17 protein-coding genes are annotated in these 19,338 nt (G+C 62.4%); 5 read left to right on the top strand and 12 right to left on the bottom strand.

Features of this window, described 5'->3' with window-relative positions:
• Positions 1-120: 120 nt before the first annotated feature.
• Both msrA and ACK1VC_RS11450 read left to right on the top strand, forming a co-directional pair.
• Positions 121-789 (top strand): peptide-methionine (S)-S-oxide reductase MsrA, encoded by a 669-nt coding sequence (gene msrA / locus ACK1VC_RS11455; protein ID WP_191087184.1) that lies wholly within the window; start codon positions 121-123, stop codon positions 787-789.
• Positions 790-792: 3 nt separating this feature from the next.
• Complete coding sequence (locus ACK1VC_RS11450; RefSeq protein WP_060518012.1) at positions 793-1,416, top strand: glutathione S-transferase; 624 nt, start codon at positions 793-795, stop codon at positions 1,414-1,416.
• Between the two features lie 142 nt (positions 1,417-1,558).
• Here ACK1VC_RS11450 and creD read toward each other — a convergent pair whose 3' ends face one another.
• The 4 genes from creD to rloA2 all read right to left on the bottom strand — a co-directional run bounded on the left by creD (position 1,559) and on the right by rloA2 (position 5,704).
• On the bottom strand, positions 1,559-2,887 hold the full coding sequence (creD, locus tag ACK1VC_RS11445) for a cell envelope integrity protein CreD (protein WP_191087183.1): 1,329 nt from the start codon (positions 2,885-2,887) through the stop codon (positions 1,559-1,561).
• A 107-nt stretch (positions 2,888-2,994) separates the two neighbouring features.
• The gene (gene creC, locus ACK1VC_RS11440) at positions 2,995-4,431 is read right to left on the bottom strand and encodes a two-component system sensor histidine kinase CreC (protein ID WP_449117958.1); all 1,437 of its coding nucleotides are present in this window, start codon (positions 4,429-4,431) and stop codon (positions 2,995-2,997) included.
• On the bottom strand, positions 4,431-5,111 hold the full coding sequence (gene creB, locus ACK1VC_RS11435; RefSeq protein WP_023048955.1) for a two-component system response regulator CreB: 681 nt from the start codon (positions 5,109-5,111) through the stop codon (positions 4,431-4,433). The genes creC and creB overlap by 1 nt, the downstream gene beginning before the upstream one ends.
• A 92-nt stretch (positions 5,112-5,203) precedes the next feature.
• Entirely contained in the window at positions 5,204-5,704 is a 501-nt protein-coding gene (gene rloA2 / locus ACK1VC_RS11430) for a retropepsin-like aspartic peptidase RloA2 (protein ID WP_016484545.1), read from the bottom strand.
• Positions 5,705-5,886: 182 nt separating this feature from the next.
• Here rloA2 and ACK1VC_RS11425 point away from each other — a divergent pair, with 182 nt between their 5' ends.
• Positions 5,887-6,774, top strand: coding sequence for an acyltransferase (locus ACK1VC_RS11425; protein WP_449117957.1), 888 nt, complete (start codon positions 5,887-5,889; stop codon positions 6,772-6,774).
• A gap of 242 nt (positions 6,775-7,016) precedes the next feature.
• A complete protein-coding gene (locus tag ACK1VC_RS11420) occupies positions 7,017-8,366 on the top strand; it encodes an APC family permease (RefSeq protein WP_016484543.1) in 1,350 nt (449 codons plus the stop codon).
• Between the two features lie 115 nt (positions 8,367-8,481).
• Here the strand turns inward: ACK1VC_RS11420 and ACK1VC_RS11415 are convergent, their stop codons facing one another.
• A complete protein-coding gene (locus ACK1VC_RS11415) occupies positions 8,482-9,057 on the bottom strand; it encodes a DUF2780 domain-containing protein (RefSeq protein ID WP_016484542.1) in 576 nt (191 codons plus the stop codon).
• Between the two features lie 194 nt (positions 9,058-9,251).
• Between ACK1VC_RS11415 and ACK1VC_RS11410 the strand changes: the two genes are divergently transcribed.
• Complete coding sequence (locus tag ACK1VC_RS11410) at positions 9,252-10,013, top strand: RHS repeat-associated core domain-containing protein (RefSeq protein ID WP_080640990.1); 762 nt, start codon at positions 9,252-9,254, stop codon at positions 10,011-10,013.
• Between the two features lie 190 nt (positions 10,014-10,203).
• Here ACK1VC_RS11410 and fdhA read toward each other — a convergent pair whose 3' ends face one another.
• The 7 genes from fdhA to ACK1VC_RS11375 all read right to left on the bottom strand — a co-directional run bounded on the left by fdhA (position 10,204) and on the right by ACK1VC_RS11375 (position 19,236).
• Positions 10,204-11,403: a formaldehyde dehydrogenase, glutathione-independent gene (gene fdhA / locus ACK1VC_RS11405; protein WP_016484541.1), complete on the bottom strand. Its 1,200-nt coding sequence runs from the start codon at positions 11,401-11,403 to the stop codon at positions 10,204-10,206.
• 271 nt (positions 11,404-11,674) lie between these two features.
• The gene (gene purU, locus ACK1VC_RS11400) at positions 11,675-12,532 is read right to left on the bottom strand and encodes a formyltetrahydrofolate deformylase (protein WP_016484540.1); all 858 of its coding nucleotides are present in this window, start codon (positions 12,530-12,532) and stop codon (positions 11,675-11,677) included.
• Positions 12,533-12,544: 12 nt separating this feature from the next.
• Entirely contained in the window at positions 12,545-13,174 is a 630-nt protein-coding gene (locus ACK1VC_RS11395; protein ID WP_449117956.1) for a sarcosine oxidase subunit gamma, read from the bottom strand.
• A gap of 181 nt (positions 13,175-13,355) precedes the next feature.
• A complete protein-coding gene (locus ACK1VC_RS11390) occupies positions 13,356-16,370 on the bottom strand; it encodes a sarcosine oxidase subunit alpha (protein WP_016484538.1) in 3,015 nt (1,004 codons plus the stop codon).
• Positions 16,367-16,702 (bottom strand): sarcosine oxidase subunit delta, encoded by a 336-nt coding sequence (locus ACK1VC_RS11385; protein ID WP_016484537.1) that lies wholly within the window; start codon positions 16,700-16,702, stop codon positions 16,367-16,369. Before ACK1VC_RS11385 ends, ACK1VC_RS11390 begins: the two co-directional genes overlap by 4 nt.
• Before the next feature lie 14 nt (positions 16,703-16,716).
• Entirely contained in the window at positions 16,717-17,967 is a 1,251-nt protein-coding gene (locus ACK1VC_RS11380) for a sarcosine oxidase subunit beta family protein (protein WP_016484536.1), read from the bottom strand.
• 15 nt (positions 17,968-17,982) lie between these two features.
• Positions 17,983-19,236 carry a serine hydroxymethyltransferase gene (locus tag ACK1VC_RS11375; protein WP_191087182.1) on the bottom strand — a complete coding sequence of 418 codons (1,254 nt, stop codon included), beginning with the start codon at positions 19,234-19,236 and terminating at the stop codon, positions 17,983-17,985.
• Positions 19,237-19,338 lie beyond the last annotated feature (102 nt).

The following is a 19,338-nucleotide window of genomic DNA, read 5'->3' as shown; positions in this document are numbered from 1 at the left end:
CCGGCAAGCCAGCTCCCACAGGGACCGCACAGATTTCCAGACCTGTGATATCCCTGTGGGAGCTGGCTTGCCGGCGATGGCCCAACACCTATCCCACTGAAAAAACACAGAGGAACGGCCATGGTCCTGCGTTCGGAAATCCTGGTGAACAAAAACGTCATGCCAACTGCGGAGCAGGCCCTGCCTGGCCGCGAAACGCCAATGAGCCTGCCCGAGTTCCACTACGTGTTCGAAGGCACCCCGCTGCTCGGCCCCTTCTTTGAAGGCGCCATCGACTTCGCCATCTTCGGCCTGGGTTGCTTCTGGGGCGCGGAGCGGCGCTTCTGGCAGCGCGAAGGCGTGGTTAGCACCGTGGTCGGCTACGCCGGCGGTTTCACCCCGCACCCTACCTACGAAGAAGTCTGCTCGGGCCTGACCGGCCACACCGAAGTGGTGCTGGTGGTGTTCGACAAAGACAAGGTCAGCTACCGCGAGCTGCTGGCGATGTTCTGGGAACTGCACAACCCCACCCAAGGCATGCGCCAGGGCAACGACATCGGCACCCAGTATCGCTCGGCCATCTACTGCACCAGCCCTGAACAGCTGGAACAGGCCAAGGCCAGCCGCGACGCCTACCAGGCCGAACTGACCAAAGCCGGCTTTGGTGAAATCACCACCGAAATCGACCAGGCACCGACCGTGTATTTCGCCGAGGCGTACCACCAGCAGTACCTGGCCAAGAACCCGGACGGCTACTGCGGCATCGGCGGCACCGGTGTATGCCTGCCACCCAGCCTGCAAGGCAACTGAACCATGACCACGATGACCCTGTTCCACTCGCCCTTGTCACCTTTTGTGCGCAAGGTCATGGTGGTGCTGCACGAGACCTCGCAGCTTGAGCGCGTAAAGCTGCAAGCGGTAAACATCAGCCCGGTGAGCGGCGACCCGCAGCTCAACCAGGACAACCCGATCGGCAAGATCCCGGCCCTGCGCCTGGACGACGGCACCGTGCTGCATGACAGCCGGGTGATCTGCGAGTACCTCGACCTGCAACACGTCGGCCTGCCACTGCTGCCCCGTGAAGGCTCGGCGCGCTGGCGGCGCATGACCCTGGTGTCGCAGGCCGATGCGATCATGGATGCGGCGGTGTCCTCGCGCTATGAAAGCTTCTTGCGGCCAGAGGACAAACGCTGGGATGGCTGGTTGCAGGCGCAGAGCGACAAGATCCGCCGTAGCCTGGCCAACCTGGAGCAGGAGCACCTGCCCGAGCTGATGTCCAGGTTCGACCTGGCGGCGATTGGCGTGGCCTGTGCGCTGGGGTATCTGGATTTGCGTCAGCCGGAGTTTGGTTGGCGGGAACGCCAGCCAGGCCTGGCTGCCTGGTATGCCGAAGTGGCCAAGCGGCCGTCGATGGTCGCCACATCTCCAGTTACCTGACAGGGCCTCTTCGCGGGCACGCCCGCTCCCACAGGTTGGCTGCTGTGGGAGCGGGCGTGCCCGCGAAAGCTTCACCTAGGTAATGCAGGAAACAGCTGCCCAATCCTCAGGGCCAGCCACCGCCCGATTTCTCTGTCCTCCCTCATGCCGACCTCCCCACCCGCGCCCAGTCCAGCCGACGGGTCAGCACCATGAACACCCCCAGCAAGCCAAAGCACAGCAGCGATCCCATCAGCAGTGCATAGTCTTCGGCACTCAGCAGCCCATAAAGCAGCGCATACAGCGCCGCCAACCCAGCCGCAAACCCGACCCCTCGTCCCAGGCTGCGCAACACATGGCTCAGGTAGAAGCCGATCAGCAGCACACACGCCGAAGCCGACAGCCCGTACGCCAGGCCAAAGCCAATGTGCTCGGACAACGACAGCAGCAGCAGGTAGAAGAACGCCAGCGCCACGCCGACCAGGATGTACTGCACCGGGTGCACACTCAGGTTCTTCAACACCTCGAACAGAAAGAAGCCGGCGAAGGTCAGCGCAATGAACAGCAACGCGTATTTGATCGCCCGCTCACTTTTCAGGTACTGGTCCACCGGGTCGACAAAGCTCACGCCGAAGCTGCGCTCGCTGAAATCTGCGCACTGCCCGGCGGTGGCGCACTGGCGCAGGGCATCCTCAAGGTTGGTGGCGAAGAACGACGTCTGCCAGAGGGCGCTGAAGCCCTGGGCATCGATGTCACGGCGGTTGGGCAGGTAGTTGCCGACAAAACTCGGATGCGGCCAGTTGGCGCGCATGTCCACGTTGCTGGTGCGCCCCACCGGCACGATGTGCAACTGGCCGGTGCCCTGTAATGCAAGGTCGAAGCCGTAGCTGAATTCCCGTGCCTGCATGCCGTCCAGCCCCGGCAGGCTGGCATGCACGCCACCGCGCATCCAGTCGAGCTGGGTGCCAGCCTCGAACGGCACCTTGTGTTCGTCCAAGCTCAGCTCCAGGCCATTCTCGATGCCGCGGATATCGCTGATGCCCACCACCAGGAAGGGTTTGTCGAAGCGGTAGTCGTCGAAGTCCTTGTCGATGCCCCAGCGCTCCGGGAGCTTGAAACGGCCGCTGATACGCCCCTTGGCGTGGAACAGCCGGGCCTGGTAGATGCCGCGGGCACGCAGTTCGGTGTCCACGCCCAAGTCGGCGTCGAACGTTTCCGGCAGGAAGTACAGGTGGCCGGCAATGGTGCTGGTTTCCTGTGTGCGCTCGCCGTCCTTTTCGATCCAGCGGCGCTGGTACTTGCGGTACGGCACCACCAGCAGCGGGCCGCTGAGCTGTTGGTCGAAGCTGGCACTTTGGGCAATGTCGCGCAGTACGTTGTCGCGCAGGGCCTGGCGTTCATCGATCAGGCCGTTGATCAGCAACAGCGGGATGAGCAGCAGCAATATGAGCACGGCGATCATGCCGAGTTTGTAACCGAGGGTCTTGTTCATGGGGCCTCCAGTGGCAGTGGGCGCAGTGTCTGCGTCTTGCGTGGAGGCTGTGTGAAGAGCCTGTGTGGTTTGAGTGTATTTGGGGCTGCTGTGCAGCCCCGGCAATCTCAGCTGATACGCCGCACCGGCAGCCACAACCGCACCCGCACCCCGCCATCGACGTTATCCACCGCCAACGCCCCGCCATGCAGTTGCATCACCTCGGCCACAAAATTCAGCCCCAGCCCGGTGCTCTTGCGCCCGCTCCCCGGCCGCGGCAGCGAGTAGAACCGCTCGCTGACCCGCCCGATGGCATATGCCGGTATCGCCTGCCCCTGGTTGAACAGGCTCAATGCCACCCGCTCGCCGTCGCGCTCCAGGTCAAACAGCAGGGCGCCACCTGCAGGGGTGAAATCCAGTGCGTTATCCAGCAGGTTGGCCAGCGCCTGGCGCATCAGGAACGGATCACACAGCAAGCGCAAACCCGCCGGCACCCGCTGACGCACGTGCAAACCGGCGCCTTCGATCCGCGCCCCATGAGCCAACAGCAACTCGTCCACCAGCGCCGCCAGCGCCACCTGCTGTTCATCCTCCAGGGCCTGCATCTGCTCGACCCTGGCCAGGTTGAGCAGGCGCTCGACCATCTGCTGCAAACGCTCGCTCTCGCGCTCGATGTTGCCGGCAAAGCGCGCGCGCTGGTCGGCGGGCATGCCCTCGTCCTGCAGCAGCTCGCAAGCCCCACGAATGGCCGCCAGCGGGCTTTTCAGTTCGTGCGTCAGGGTATGCACATAGCGCTCGACATAAGCCTTGCCCTCCAGCTGGGTGCGCATGCGTTCCACCGCCTGGGCCAGGTGCGCCAGCTCGCCACCCTTGTAGTGCGGCAACGCGGCACGCTCGCCTTCGCTGACCGCCTGGGCATAACGCGCCAGCCGGCGCAGCGAGCGCGCCAGCCACCACGACAGCGCCGCGCCAATCAGCAAGCCCAGGCCGATCAGCCCCAGACCCAGCGTGAGCAGGCGCCGCTCGGAACGGTCGATGTACGGCTGCAGCGAGCTGTTGGGTTTGGCCACGGTGACCACGCCGATGATCTTGCCGTCGTCGATGATCGGTGCGCCGACGTGCATCATCGAGGTGCTTTCATCATTGGGGTCGCTGCGGGTGGAGCGGGCGCCGTACTGGCCGCGCAGGGTCAACAGCACGTCATTCCACTGCGAGTAATCTTTGCCCAGCGCCTCACCGCTGGAGTCCAGCAGCACGATGCCCTTGGCGTCAGTCACATAGATGCGGTGGCTGACCTGGTTCTTGGCCAGGCCCCAGATCTGCGCGCCCGGGCTGCGCGAGCCGTAGGCCTTGAGTACTTGCGGCAGGCGGCTCTGGCTCAAGGTGCCGGCCTTGACGTCATCGCGCAGGATCTCGGCCAACAGGTTGGCGGTGTCGACCAGTGTTTCTTCGGATGACTGGCGCACCACCGGGCGGATCTGTTCACGCACCGTGTTGAGCAGGAAATAGCCCGCCAGGCCGACGAACAGGAAGTACACCAGAAAAATCCGGATGCCCAGGCGCATCAGGCGTGGTCCGGGCTGTAGCTGTAGCCGAGGCCGCGGTGGGTCTGGATCGGCTCGGCGTCACCCGCTACCTGGCGCAGCTTGGCGCGCAGGCTTTTGATATGGCTGTCGATGGTGCGCTCGTAGCCTGCATCGGAGGCCACCCCCAGGGCATCAAGCAGCTGTTCTCGGCTGAATACCCGCTGCGGCTGCTCCAGCAGGGATTGCAGCAGGCGGAATTCGTGGCGGGTCAGCGTGAGTGGCTGGCCGCGATAGGTGATTTGCATGCGCAGGGTGTCGAGCTGGAACAACGCCGCATCGGTGGCAGACTCGGCCCTGGGGCCCATGCGTTTGAGGATCGCCCGCACTCGCGCAGCCACTTCACGCGGGCTGAAGGGTTTGACCACGTAGTCGTCGGCACCGATTTCCAGGCCCACCACCCGGTCGATTTCACCGTCGCGGGCACTGAGGAACATCACCGGCACTTCGGTGAAACGGCGCAATTGGCGGCAGGTTTCGAAGCCACTGATGTCGGGCAGGCCGATGTCCAGGATGATCAGGTCGGCTGGGCGCTGTCGCTGCTGGTCGAGGGCGGCGCCGCCCAAGGTCACCCATTCGGTGCTGTGGCCGTCGGCCTGCAGGGCATAAACCAAGGTGTCGGCGATGGCGGCTTCGTCTTCGACGATGAGGATATGGGGCATCGAGCTACAAGCCTCAAGCTGCAAGCTTCAAGTGAAAGCGGATCACGTGAACTTACACTGATCTGTTCTCACTTGCAGCTTGCAGCTACTGCTTAGCAGTCAGGCTTGCCAGCGGTAAACTTCTTGGCCGGGTTGACTGCGGCCTTGAACTCGCGCAGCGCCTTGGAGCCCACCAGCAGCGGATAATTGAAGCTGCTGCGGTCGACCAGGTTCACCTCCACGGTGCGTTTCACATCACCCAGACATAGCTCCAGGTCCACTACCGGGCGCTTGGAGATTTCCGGCGCATCGCCTTCTTCCTCTTCATCGGCACGGCCTTTGATCTTGCTGATGCGCGAGACCTTGTGCTCATACACCTTGCCATCGGAATCCTTGGTCGCCAGGCGGAAGCGCACCCATTCCTCGCCATCGCGGGTGAACAGCTCGATGTCCTTGGCCGACAGCGACGCGGTGAAGGCACCGGTGTCCATCTTGGCTTTCAGGGTTTCGCCCAGCTCGGGCAGGGCGATGTTCTCGTACCGGCCGTATATCGTAGGCTCGGCGGCCATGACTGGCAGCGCCAACAGTGACAACATGGCAAACAGAGATTTCACAAGCAGGCTTCCTTGAGAAGGGTCAGTGCTTAGACTGCACTGGCAGGATAGGTTCGCTGTGCCAAGCCTAATCAACATAATGTGAAACATTTGTTGCCGCCGCAGGGCATTGGACATTTGGCGTAGGCCACGGCCCTGCTTATCATTGCCAACCGTTAATCTCCCACAACAAGAGTCTCTTTATGCGTCGCCTGCTGACCGGCATTCTCACTGCCACTCTGCTGCTGCTCAATACGGTGGTGTTGATCTGCCCGCTGCTGGTCTTCGCCCTGCTCAAGCTGGTGTTGCCGGGCCGTGGCCGCGACTATGCCTCGTGGGCGGTGATGTGGGTGGCCGAAACCTGGTCGGAAATCGACAAGGCCATCTTCGCCCTGTGCATTCCTACCCAGTGGGACATCCGCGGCGTGGAGAACCTGCGCAAGGACACGTCCTACCTGGCCGTGAGCAACCACCAGAGCTGGGTCGATATCCCTGCGTTGATCGAAAGCCTCAGCCGCCGCACGCCGTTCTTCAAGTTCTTCCTCAAGAAGGAGCTGATCTGGGTGCCGCTGCTCGGCCTGGCCTGGTGGGGGCTGGATTACCCGTTCATGAAGCGCTACAGCAAGGCGTTTCTGGAAAAGCACCCCGAGCTCAAGGGCAAGGACCTGGAAATCACCAAGGCGGCCTGCGAGCTGTTCAAGCGCCAGCCGGTGACCGTGGTGAACTACCTGGAGGGCACCCGGTTTACCGAAGCCAAGCGCCAGCAGCAACAGTCGCCGTACCGCTACCTGCTCAAGCCCAAGGCAGGGGGCGTGGCGTTTGTGCTCGCGGCATTGGGCGAGCAGCTGGATGCGTTGCTGGACGTGACCATCGTGTACCCCGGCAACCAGGCACCGGGGTTCTGGGCGTTGCTCAATGGCAGCATTAGCCGGGTGATTATCGACATTCAGGTGCGGGAGCTGGACCCGGCACTGTGGGCGGGGGATTACGAGAATGATCCGGCCTTCCGCCAGACTGTGCAGGCCTGGGTGAATCAGGTGTGGGTGCAGAAGGACCAGCGGATCGAGCAACTGCGCTCGGAGATTGGCTAAGCCGTCATTCTGGACCGGCCTCTTCGCGGGGCAAGCCCGCTCCCACAGGTACTGCACCCTTCCCAAGGTGTGTGCGGTACCTGTGGGAGCGGGCTTGTCCCGCGAAGAGGCCAATGAATACCCGACAAATGCCCGATTAAAACCAAGGCTAATAATCGACATTAGGATTACTTCTTTGTCACACCCCACCTAAGTGGATAAAAATCGATCAAAGCACAATTACAAAAAGCCTGGATCGATCAATGGCCAACCCATCTAGCTCCACCCCCGCCCAGCTTCGCCGTGTCCTCGGCCTGCCCGCTCTGGTGTTCTTCGGCCTGGTCTACATGGTCCCACTGACCATCTTCACCACCTACGGCATCGTCACCGAACTCACTGGTGGCCGCACCGCCGGCGCTTACCTGGTCACTCTGGTGGCCATGCTGTTCACCGCTGCGTCCTACAGCGTCATGGTCAAACGCTTCCCGGTTGCAGGCTCGGCCTATTCCTACACCAACATGGCCTTCGGCCCCAACATCGGCTTTCTCGCCGGCTGGTCGTTGCTGCTCGACTACCTGTTCCTGCCGATGATCAACTACCTGCTGATAGGCCTGTTCCTCAACATCGCCTTCCCGGCAGTACCCGCCTGGGCTTTCGTGCTCGCCTGCATCGCCCTGGTGACAGTGCTGAACGTGGTCGGCATCAACTCGGTGGCAAAGACCAGCAACCTGATCGTTGGCGCGCAGATCGTGTTTATCGGCGTGTTTGTCGCGCTGTCCTGCCAGACATTGGCCGGCCAGCCGCTCGACCTGCTGTCGCCGCTGCTGGGTGACGGCAGCAAACCGGGCTTCGGCCACTTGATGGCGGGCGCAGCGGTGCTGTGCCTGTCGTTCCTAGGCTTCGACGCTGTGTCGACCCTGGCCGAAGAATGCCGCGACGCACGCCGCGACGTGCCAAGGGCGATCATCCTCACCACCCTGTTTGCCGGTTTGCTGTTTACCCTGCTGGCCTATGTCAGCCAGCTGGTGCTGCCGGGCAGCAGCTTTGCCAATGCCGATGCAGCGGCCAACGAGGTGATGTTCAAGGCGGGCGGGCAGTTCCTCACCAACTTCTTCACCGCCGCGTATGTTGCGGGCAGCCTGGGTTCGGCGCTGGCCTCGCAGGCGGCGGTGTCGCGCATCCTGTTCACCATGGGCCGCGACAACGTGCTGCCACGCCGTAGCTTTGGTTACCTGTCGCCGCGCTTTGGTACGCCAGTGTTCGCTATTTTGCTGGTGTCAGCCTTCTCGCTGCTGGCGCTGGTGATCGACCTGGCTACCCTCGCCTCGCTGATCAGCTTCGGCGCGCTGGTGGCGTTCTCGGCGGTAAACCTGGCGGTGGTGAAGACGCATCTGTTGGATGATGCCAGCCAGCGTAATGCCAAGGGGCTGCTGAGCTATGGCGTGGTGCCGCTGGTAGGGTTGGGGCTGACACTGTGGCTGTGGACCAGCCTGTCGGCGCTGACGCTGGTGATTGGCCTGTGCTGGTTTGCCTTGGGCCTGGCCTACTTGGCGATACTGACCGCCGGCTTCCGCCGCCCCGTGCGCCTGGTGGACTTCACAGAAGCCGCCTGACCCAATAGCCCAAGGCCTGCGCGGTCCCTTGTAGGAGCGGCCTTGTGCCGCTCCGCTCCTACAGGACGGCGCCAGCCTTACACAGCGGTGATACCCACACTGCCCCTACAACCCCCTAGACCGAAGGCTGGGCCAACGGCGCCGGCGTAGTCCACAAACTACCCAAATTCTGCAATAACGACCCGGCAATCCCCTGCTGCCCCAGGTACTGCAGAATCAACGGCGCAAACTGCCCGATCATCCCCGTGTCCATCCCCAGCGCCTTGAACGCACTGTCCAGGTCGCTGCGGTTTTCCACGTTATTGCCCAGCGCGTTGCTCAGGGCCGACTGGCTTTCGCTGTTCTTGCCCAGCAAATCGCCCAAGCCACTCAAGCCGCCCAGCGCATTGGCCCCGGCCAGCAGGTCCAGGCCAGGTACCGCTTTGGTCAGTTGCCCATAGTCATCGGTACTCAGGTTATTGCGCGCCAAGCCCAGCATTGCCCCTGCCCCACCCACGGCCTGTTCGGGGGTGATCTTCAATTCGCTGCCCAGGGTGTTCAGCAGATTGGCCTGTGCCTCGGGTGCCTGTACTTGGCCCTGCTGCTTCTGAGTTTGCATGGCGGACACGGCGTTGGCAGCGTCGCTGAGGTTGAAGGCGAACACCGGGCTTGCGGCCAGAGTCATCAGGGTTGCCAGGGTGAATGCTTTCATCAGGAGGGACCTCGTGGGCCGGGATGGCCGGGGAAACGAGGCTTTTGACTCGGCGTTCCGGGGTTTGTTCCGAGCCGGTTGTCGAGGCTATCAAGCAGCCCAGGTCAGTGGTACCAACCTGTCATTTCTATCAGTAGCGCTATGCGCTCGACATCCTAATACTGGTAACAACAATTCACATCAAGCAGGCCAAGATGATGAAGAAGCACCCTGACTCTGACCGCACACCTCATTCCTCTGCCTACACCCCCTACGGTTATGCAATTAATGCACCCGAAGAGCAACGTCTCTTGGCGTTCAATGGCCAGCTGCGAGATGCATTGACAAGTTTCTATACCCTTGGTAACGGTCATCGCATTTACAATCCCGTCCTGCAGCGATTTCACTCAGCTGACGGGTTAAGTCCGTTTGACGCAGGTGGTATTAATGCATATGCCTACTGTAGTGGCGATCCAGTCAATCGGTTAGATCCATCAGGTCAAAGCTGGCTGAGTCCATTTAAAGGCATCGCCAACCTATTCGGGCGGACCAGAAGTCGTGATAGAGTTCAAACCCAAGCACAACTGCAACCCAAACTCACCCCAGAAGAACTACAATCTGCTCGACGACAGGGTAAAGAGCCCCCATCCTTTGCTCAAACTGAATCGGAGGATCTACTGCTTCCGAACTATCAATACATTGAAGACAAATTGCCTCCACGGGTACAGCAACAACTTTCCCAGATTCGGGAGCGTAGAAGAATAATCCATGCTGACTTGAGATATATGAGAAGACATCCCGACAACGCCCCTGAGCACATGAGGGCAGAACTGAAGCGTCTCGGTGAATCATCGTTGCGCCTTCGCAGTCGCTTACGCAGCGATCTCACGCAACCCGTCAGTTTCTCGCCAAAGTATTCAACTGCCATTAATGAAATTTCGTCCTCAACTCCAGACGCTAGTCTCATCAGGCGTTAGTGTTCCGCAGGCGTGTTTACTGCGAAGCTTCCCCAAGAACTTGGTGCAAGTGCTCATATCGTCGGGGGCTGCTTCGCAGCCCTTTCGCGACACAAGGCCGCTCCTACAACGGGCGATGCAGACTTTAAAGTCGGTGATGCAACCGTAAAAAAGCCCCTCGACAGGAGGGGCACTTGTTACTCGACGCTGATTACGCCGCACCCCACATCTTGTGCGGGTCAATCACAAACTTCTTCGGCACACCCGCATCAAACTCGCCATACCCTTCCGGCGCCTGATCCAGGTTGATCACCTGCACCCCCACCACTTCAGCAATGTTGATACGGTCCCACATGATCGCCTGCATCAGCTGGCGGTTGTACTTCATGGTCGGGGTCTGGCCGGTGTGGAAGCTGTGCGATTTTGCCCAGCCCAGGCCAAAGCGGATGCTCAGCGCGCCGATCTTGGCGGCGGCATCTACCGCGCCTGGGTCTTCGGTCACGTAAAGGCCCGGGATACCGATGTTGCCGGCAACGCGGGTCACTTGCATCAGCGAGTTCAGCACGGTAGCCGGGGCCTCATGCTTGGCACCTTCGTGGCCATGGCCGCGGGCCTCGAAGCCGACGGCGTCGACGGCGCAGTCCACTTCCGGCTCGCCAAGAATGTCGATGATCTGCTCGTGCAGCGGGGTGTCCTTGGACAGGTCGACCACTTCAAAGCCCTGGGACTTGGCGTGGGCCAGGCGGGCCGGGTTCAGGTCGCCGACGATGACACAGGCGGCGCCCAGCAGGCGGGCCGAGGCTGCAGCGGCCAGGCCGACCGGGCCAGCGCCTGCAACGTATACGGTGCTGCCTGGGCCTACGCCAGCCGTCACGGCACCGTGGTAGCCGGTGGGCAGGATGTCGGACAAGCAGGTCAGGTCACGGATCTTTTCCATGGCCTTGTCGCGGTCCGGCAGTTTCAGCAGGTTGAAGTCGGCGTATGGCACCAGCACGTACTCAGCCTGGCCACCGGTCCAGTCGCCCATGTCGACATAGCCGTAAGCACCACCGGCGCGGGCCGGGTTGACGGTGAGGCAGACACCGGTGTGCATCTCTTTGCACGAGCGGCAGCGGCCGCAGGCAACGTTGAAGGGTACCGACACCAGGTCGCCGATTTTCAGGCGTTCGACGTCACGCCCCATCTCGACGATTTCACCAGTGATTTCGTGGCCCAGGACCAGGCCGACCTGGGCAGTGGTACGGCCGCGGACCATGTGCTGGTCGGAGCCGCAGATGTTGGTGGAGACCACCTTCAGAATGACGCCGTGTTCGATCTTCTTGCCGCGCGGATCCTGCATTTTCGGGTAGTCGATGTGTTGCACTTCGACCTTGCCGGCGCCGAGATATACCACTCCACGATTGCCAGACATTGCTTTTACCTCGCTTGATTTTTATTTATGCAGCGTTGGTTGAAGCGCCGCCATCCGTGGGCGGCATGTGTTACTGGAATGCAGGAGATTGTGGGCCTGATAGGGCGGGTTGCACTGACTGGAAGCGACAGAGGGATGTCTTTTAGCGGCAGGCACAAAGGTGTGAGGCCATTCGCGGGACAAGCCCGCTCCCACAGGCTCACCGCTCTTTCGAACATGGCGGTGAACCTGTGGGAGCGGGCTTGTCCCGCGAAGAGGCCGGTACAGGATGTCAGAGAACGACAGTCCGATTTGCGTTGAGGAACACCCGCCGCTCGATGTGATACCCCACAGCACGCGCCAGGGTCAGGCATTCGATATCCCGCCCCTTGGCAATCAGGTCTTCCGGATAGTGGCTGTGGTCCACCACCTCGACCCCCTGGGCAATGATCGGCCCTTCGTCCAGGTCGTTGTTGATGTAGTGCGCCGTGGCGCCCACCATCTTCACGCCCTTGTTGTAGGCCTGGTGATAAGGCTTGGCGCCCTTGAACCCTGGCAACAAAGAGTGGTGAATGTTGATCGCCCAGCCATCCAGGCGCCGGCACAGCTCGGGCGACAGCACCTGCATATAACGGGCGAGAATAACCAGCTCGGCGCCGGTTTCCTCGATCACCTGCAGGACCTTGCGCTCTTGCCCCGCCTTGTCATTGGGGTCGAGGGCGAAGTGGTAATAGGGGATCTTGTGCCAGTGCGCCAGGGGTTCGAGGTCGGGGTGGTTGGACACCACTGCAACCACGTCCATGCCCAGCTGGCCGATGCGCTGCCGGTACAGCAGGTCGTTCAGACAGTGGTCGGCCTTGGACACCATGATCACCACTTTCGGGCGGTGGTTCGGTGCGGTCAGCTCGAAAGCCATGCCGAACGCTTCGCTGCGCTCGGCCAGGCCGGCACGGAAGCCCGTTTCGTCAAAATCGTCCGGCTGGCGGAATTCGACACGAATGAAGAAGCGCCCCGACTGCCGGTCATCGAAGGAGTGGTGCTCCGTCACGTAGCAGCGCTGCTCGAAGAGGTAACGCGTCACCACGTCGACGGTGCCGAGCATGCTCGGGCAGTCGGCGGTGAGAATCCAGGTATCCGGTGCCCGACTCATGTTCTGCTCTCCTTAAGCCTCGATGCTCAGGCCGTATTCGGCCGAAGCGTCCTGCAACCACAGCCACCAGTAGTCGGCGAAGCTGCGGCGAATCACCAGCTCCCAGGTGTCTTCGGCGGTACGGCGGATCACCAGTTGCGACTTGGCGAACACAGTGCCCACGGCCTTGCCCACCGGGAAGTTGTTCGGGTGAACATCATAGCTGGTGGATTTCATCAGCACTTCGCGCACGTTCGGGCCGCGCAGTTCCAGCAGGCTTTGCCCGCCGCTGACGTTGACCACCTGAATATGCTGGCCTTCAAGGGCTGCACGCAGCTTTTGCTCGACCGCCAGTTCCTGGCCACCGGGCACGATCAGCAGCCACTCGTCGGGGCCGACCCATTGCAACGACATGTCGTTATTGGCGACCACAGTCAGGGCTACTGGCAGCTCCAGGCCCAGGGCCTTGTGCACGCCGGCGGCGAATTCCGGGTTGTGGCCGTCGCCACGCAGGGTCAGGTGGCCAAGGAACTTGCGTTCACGCAGGGTCACGCCTGCGTTCTTGCGGCCTTTGCCAACCAGGCTGGCCAGGTCGGCGTGGTGCAGTGGCGACTGGGCCTTGGCCTCGGCGCGGTTTTGCTGGAAGACGTTGATAGCGCTCATTTCTTACCTGCCTTGAATTCTGTTGTCCGTAAGACCAGAGGTCACATGCAATGCCCGAATGCTAGCGGTGGCCTGTGGGAGCGGGCTTGTCCCGCGAAGAGGGCGGTGAGGCCACCATCGCATTCGCGGGGCAAGCCCGCCCCCACAGGGCTTGCATTTCAAGCAGACCTATCTCAGGGCCTTAGACGTTCTGCCGCTCACCCTTCGGATCGAAGAACACCGAAGACACGATTTCCGCTTCGATCACGCTGCCATCTGCCTGCGGCGAGTAGACACGCTCGCCCATGCGCTTGAGGCCGCCTTTGACCACACCCATGGCGAATGAATAGCCCAGGGAGTTGGACGCGTAGCTGGAGGTGACGTGGCCAACCATGTCCATCGGGATCGGCTGTTTAGGGTCGAACACCAGTTGGGCGCCTTCCGGCAGCCACTTGGTCGGGTCGACCGGCTTCAGGCCTACCAGCTGCTTGCGGTTCTCGCGCACGCAGTCTTCACGGTTCATGCCACGCAGGCCGATCCACGAGAACGGCTTGTTACGGCCAACGCACCAGCTCATGTTCAGGTCGTCCGGGTTCATCGAACCGTCGGTGTCCTGGCCCACGATGATGAAGCCCTTCTCGGCACGCAGTACGTGCATGGTCTCGGTGCCATACGGGGTCAGGTTGTACTTTTTACCGGCTTCGATGATCTGTTCCAGCACGCCCATGGCGTAGTTGGCCTGCACGTTGACTTCGTACGACAGCTCACCGGTGAACGAGATACGGAACACTCGGGCGGGCACGCCGCCGACGTTGCCTTCCTTCCAGGTCATGAACGGGAAGGCTTCCTTGTCCATGTCGATGTCGGTCAGCTCGCTGAGCAGCTTGCGGCTGTTGGGGCCGGACAAGGTCATGGTGGCCCAGTGGTCGGTAACCGAGGTGAAGTACACCTTCAGCTCTGGCCATTCGGTTTGGTGGTACAGCTCCATCCACTGCAGCACGCGGGCAGCGCCGCCGGTGGTGGTGGTCATGATGAAGTGGTTGTCGCCAACGCAGGCGGTTACGCCGTCGTCGAAGACCATGCCGTCTTCCTTGCACATCAGGCCGTAGCGGGCCTTGCCCACGTCCAGCTTGGTCCAGGCATTGGTATAGATGCGGTTGAGGAACTCACGGGCGTCCGGGCCCTGGATGTCGATCTTGCCCAGGGTCGAGGCGTCCAGCAGGCCCACGCTGTCGCGCACGGCCTTGCACTCGCGGGCCACGGCGGCATGGATGTCTTCACCGGCTTTGGGGAAGTACCAAGGGCGCTTCCACTGGCCAACGTCTTCGAACTCGGCGCCGTTCTTCACGTGCCAGGCATGCAGGGCGGTGAAACGCACGGGCTCGAACAGGTGGCCACAGTGGCGGCCCGCTACCGCGCCGAACGTGACCGGCGTGTAGTTGGGGCGGAACATGGTGGTGCCCATTTCCGGGATGGTGATGCCGATCGAACGGGCGGCGATGGCCAGGCCGTTGATGTTGCCCAGTTTGCCCTGGTCGGTACCGAAGCCCAGCGCGGTGTAGCGTTTTACGTGCTCAACCGACTCGAAGCCTTCACGGGTGGCCAGCTCGATACCGGCGGCGGTCACGTCGTTCTGCTGGTCGACGAACTGCTTCGGCCCCTTGGTGCCTTTGTCGTGCGGCACCTGGAACAGTGCCACGGTGGCCTCTTCCTTGCGCGCCACGGTTTTTGGCAAGGTGCCGACAGAGGCTTTGAAGCCCGCCTCGGTGGCTGCGCGAACGCCGCCTTCGAAACCGTCGGCAATCACATCACCAAGGGCGTAGACGCCGTTGATACCACCCACGCACTCACGTTTCTGCGGTGCATCGCCCGGCACGAAGCCGAGGATGTCGTCACGCCATACCGGGCGACCGCCCAGGTGCGAAGCCAGGTGCACGATCGGGCTGTAGCCACCGGAGGTTGCGATCAGGTCGCACTCAAGGGTTTCGCCTGGGCTGGTGACTTTGTGCGCCTGCACATCGATGGCCGCCACGCGGGCGCCGGTGACATGCTTGCTGCCTTTGGCCTCGACCACGGCGCTGGAGGTGAGGATGCGGATGCCTTTGGCACGCGCCTCTTCAACCAGCGAGCCCCGTGGGTTGTGGCGGGCATCGGCGATGGCGACCACTTGCAGGCCAGCGTCGTGCCAGTCCAGCGCGGCGCGGTAGGCGTGGTCGTTGTTGGTCGACAGCACCAGCTTGCGGCCCGGGGCCACGCCGTAGCGGCGAACGTAGGTGGAGACTGCACCGGCCAGCATGTTGCCCGGTACGTCGTTGTTGCCGTACACCAGCGGGCGCTCGTGGGCGCCGGGCGCCAGTACCACGCGTTTGGCGCGTACACGGTGCACACGGTGGCGTACCTGGCCGATCGGAGCGCGGTCGCCGAGGTGGTCGGTGAGGCGCTCGTGAATGGTCAGGAAGTTATGGTCGTGGTAGCCGTTGACCGTGGCACGTGGCAGCAGGGTTACGTCCGGCAGCCCTTCCAGCTCTTTGATCACGGCGTTGACCCAGTCGGCGGCAGGCTTGCCGTCGAGGGTTTCGCGGCTGTCGAGCAGGCTACCGCCAAACTCTTCCTGCTCGTCAGCCAGGATCACACGGGCGCCGCTGCGCGCAGCAGCCAGTGCAGCGGCCAGGCCAGCAGGGCCGGCGCCGACGATCAGCACGTCGCAGTGCTGGTTCATGTAGTCGTAGCTGTCCGGGTCGTTCTGAAGCGGTGCACGGCCAAGGCCTGCAGCTTTGCGGATGTACTTCTCGTACGTCATCCAGAACGATTTCGGGTACATGAAGGTTTTGTAGTAGAAGCCCGGCGGCATCATGCTGCCGCCCACCTTGCCGAGGATGCCCATCACGTCGTTGTTGACGTTCGGCCAGCCGTTGGTGCTGGTGGCGACCAGGCCGGCGTACAGCGCCTGCTGGGTGGCGCGCACGTTCGGGATCTGGGTGGCTTCGCTGGAACCGATCTGCAGGATGGCGTTCGGCTCTTCAGTGCCGGCAGCGATGATGCCGCGTGGGCGCGAGTACTTGAAGCTGCGGCCGACGATGTCTACGCCGTTGGCCAGCAACGCAGCGGCCAGGCTGTCACCGGCATAACCCTGGTAGGTCTTGCCGTTGAAAGTGAAGTTCAGGACCTTGCTGCGGTCGATGCGGCCGCCGCTGGCGAGGCGATAGGTCTGGCTCATACTTTTTCCCCTTGGCCTTTGACGGTCGACGGTGCGTTCGCAGCTTTACCGTTGGCGGTCACTTGCGGCTTTTCGCCAATCTTGTAGGTTTCCAGAATTTCGTAGGTCACGGTGTCGCGGGTGACGTTGAAGTACTGGCGGCAACCGGCAACGTGGTCCCACAGTTCATGGTGAATACCGCGTGGGTTGTCACGGTAGAACATGTAGGTACCCCACTCCTCGTCGGAGCAAGCGGCAGGGTCCAGCGGGCGGGCGATGTGCGCCTGGCCAGAGGCGTGAAACTCTTCTTCGGAGCGCAGCTCGCCGCAGTGGGGACAGAAAATATGCAACATGACGGTGTCTCCGGTTAGTGGGCGACGGCGGCGGCGCCGTGTTCGTCGATCAGTGCGCCGTTGTAGAAACGGTCCATGGAGAACGGCGCGGCCAGCGGGTGCATTTCGCCCTTGGCCAGGCTCGCGGCAAAGACGTTGCCCGAACCCGGGGTCGCCTTGAAGCCGCCAGTACCCCAACCGCAGTTGAAGAACATGTTCTTGACCGGGGTCTTGGTGATGATCGGGCAGGCGTCCGGCGAGGTGTCGACGATGCCGCCCCACTGGCGGTTCATGCGCACGCGCGAGAGGTTGGGGAACATCTCGACGATGGCCTGCAGGGTGTGCTCGATCACCGGGTACGAGCCGCGCTGGCCGTAGCCGACCCAGCCGTCGATACCGGCACCGATTACCAGGTCGCCCTTGTCGGACTGGCTGATGTAGCCGTGCACGGCATTGGACATGATCACGCTGTCGATGATCGGCTTGATCGGCTCGGATACCAGCGCTTGCAGCGGGTGCGATTCCAGCGGCAGGCGGAAGCCGGCCAGCTTGGCCATGTGCCCGGAGTTACCGGCGGTGACCACGCCGACGCGTTTGGCGCCGATGAAGCCTTTGTTGGTTTCCACACCAATGACCGCGCCGTTTTCCTTGCGGAAACCGATCACTTCGGTCTGCTGGATCAGGTCCACACCCAGGGCGTCGGCAGCGCGGGCATAGCCCCAGGCCACGGCGTCGTGGCGGGCCACGCCACCACGGCGCTGAACGGTTGCGCCAAGGATCGGGTAGCGGGTGTTCTTCGAGCAGTCCAGGTACGGGATTTCGGCCGCGACCTGGGCGGTGTTCAGCAGCTCGCCATCGACGCCGTTGAGGCGGTTGGCGCTGACGCGGCGCTCGGAGTCACGAATGTCCTGCAAGGTGTGGCACAGGTTGTAGACGCCGCGCTGGGAGAACATCACGTTGTAGTTGATGTCCTGGGACAGGCCTTCCCACAGCTTCATGGCGTGCTCGTACAACTGCGCCGACTCATCCCACAGGTAGTTGGAACGCACGATGGTGGTGTTACGGGCGGTGTTGCCGCCGCCCAGGTAACCTTTCTCGATCACGGCAACGTTGGTGATGCCGTGCTCTTTGGCCAGGTAGTAGGCCGTGGCCAGGCCATGGCCGCCACCGCCGACGATAACCACGTCGTACACCTTTTTAGGGGTGGGCGTGCGCCACATGCGCTGCCAGTTTTCGTGGTGGCTGAGGGAGTGTTTGAAGAGGCCGAAGCCCGAGTAGCGTTGCATGGTCGTTTACTCCACTCAGCGGTAAACAGGGAAGTCTGCGCACAGCGCCGCGACGTTCTTCGCCACATCGGCTTCGACGTCTGCGTCACCGAGGTTGTCGAGGATGTCGCAGATCCAGCCGGCCAGGGCCACGCACTGCGCAACCTTGAAGCCGCGGGTGGTGACGGCCGGGGTGCCGATGCGCAGGCCCGAGGTGACGAACGGCGACTGTGGGTCGTTCGGCACGGCGTTCTTGTTGACGGTGATGTGCGCGCGGCCCAGGGCGGCGTCGGCATCTTTGCCAGTGAGGCCCTGGCGGATCAGGCTGACCAGGAACAGGTGGTTGTCGGTGCCACCGGACACCACGTCGTAGCCGCGGTCGATGAACACCTGGGCCATGGCCTGGGCGTTTTCGATCACTTGTTGCTGGTAGGCCTTGAAGCCAGGCTCCAGCGCTTCCTTGAAGCACACGGCCTTGGCGGCAATCACGTGCATCAGCGGGCCGCCTTGGGCGCCCGGGAATACAGCGGCGTTCAGCCTCTTCTCGATCTCTTCGTTCGACTTGGCCAGGATCAGACCGCCGCGAGGGCCGCGCAGGGTCTTGTGGGTGGTGGTGGTAACCACATCGGCGAACGGGATCGGGTTCGGGTACAGGCCAGCGGCAACCAGGCCGGCTACGTGGGCCATGTCGACGAACAGCAGCGCACCCACCTTGTCGGCAATGGCGCGGAAGCGTGGGAAGTCGAGGGTCTTGGAGTAGGCCGAGAAACCGGCAACGATCATTTTCGGCTTGTGCTCGACCGCGAGGCGCTCGACTTCGTCGTAGTCGATCAGGCCGGTGTCGGTGTTGATGCCGTACTGCACGGCGTTATAGAGCTTGCCCGAGGACGACACTTTGGCGCCGTGGGTCAGATGGCCACCGTGGGCCAGGCTCATGCCGAGGATGGTGTCACCGGCCTGCAGCAGGGCCAGGTAGACGGCGCCGTTGGCCGACGAGCCGGAGTGCGGCTGTACGTTGGCGTAGTCGGCACCGAACAGCTGCTTGGCGCGCTCTATGGCCAGGGCTTCTACTTTGTCCACGTGCTCGCAGCCACCGTAGTAGCGCTTGCCCGGGTAGCCTTCGGCGTACTTGTTGGTCAGGCCGCTGCCTTGGGCCTGCATGACGCGCTTGCTGGTGTAGTTCTCCGAGGCGATCAGCTCGATGTGATCTTCCTGGCGCTGTTCCTCGGCATTCATCGCCGCCAGCAGTGCGTCGTCGTAACCCTGGATCTGGTCTTGCTTGCTGAACATCGTGTATCTCCCGGCAGCGATCGTTTTTTTGTCGTGGGGCACTGTGGCCCTTTGTGGCGATGGTATGACTGGCGGGGTCGGGTCAGATGCCTGCGCACGCCT

The organism is Pseudomonas sp. XP2, from assembly GCF_053557975.1.
Note: the sequence above shows the minus strand (reverse complement) of the source record. Positions and strands in the feature narration are given on the sequence as shown.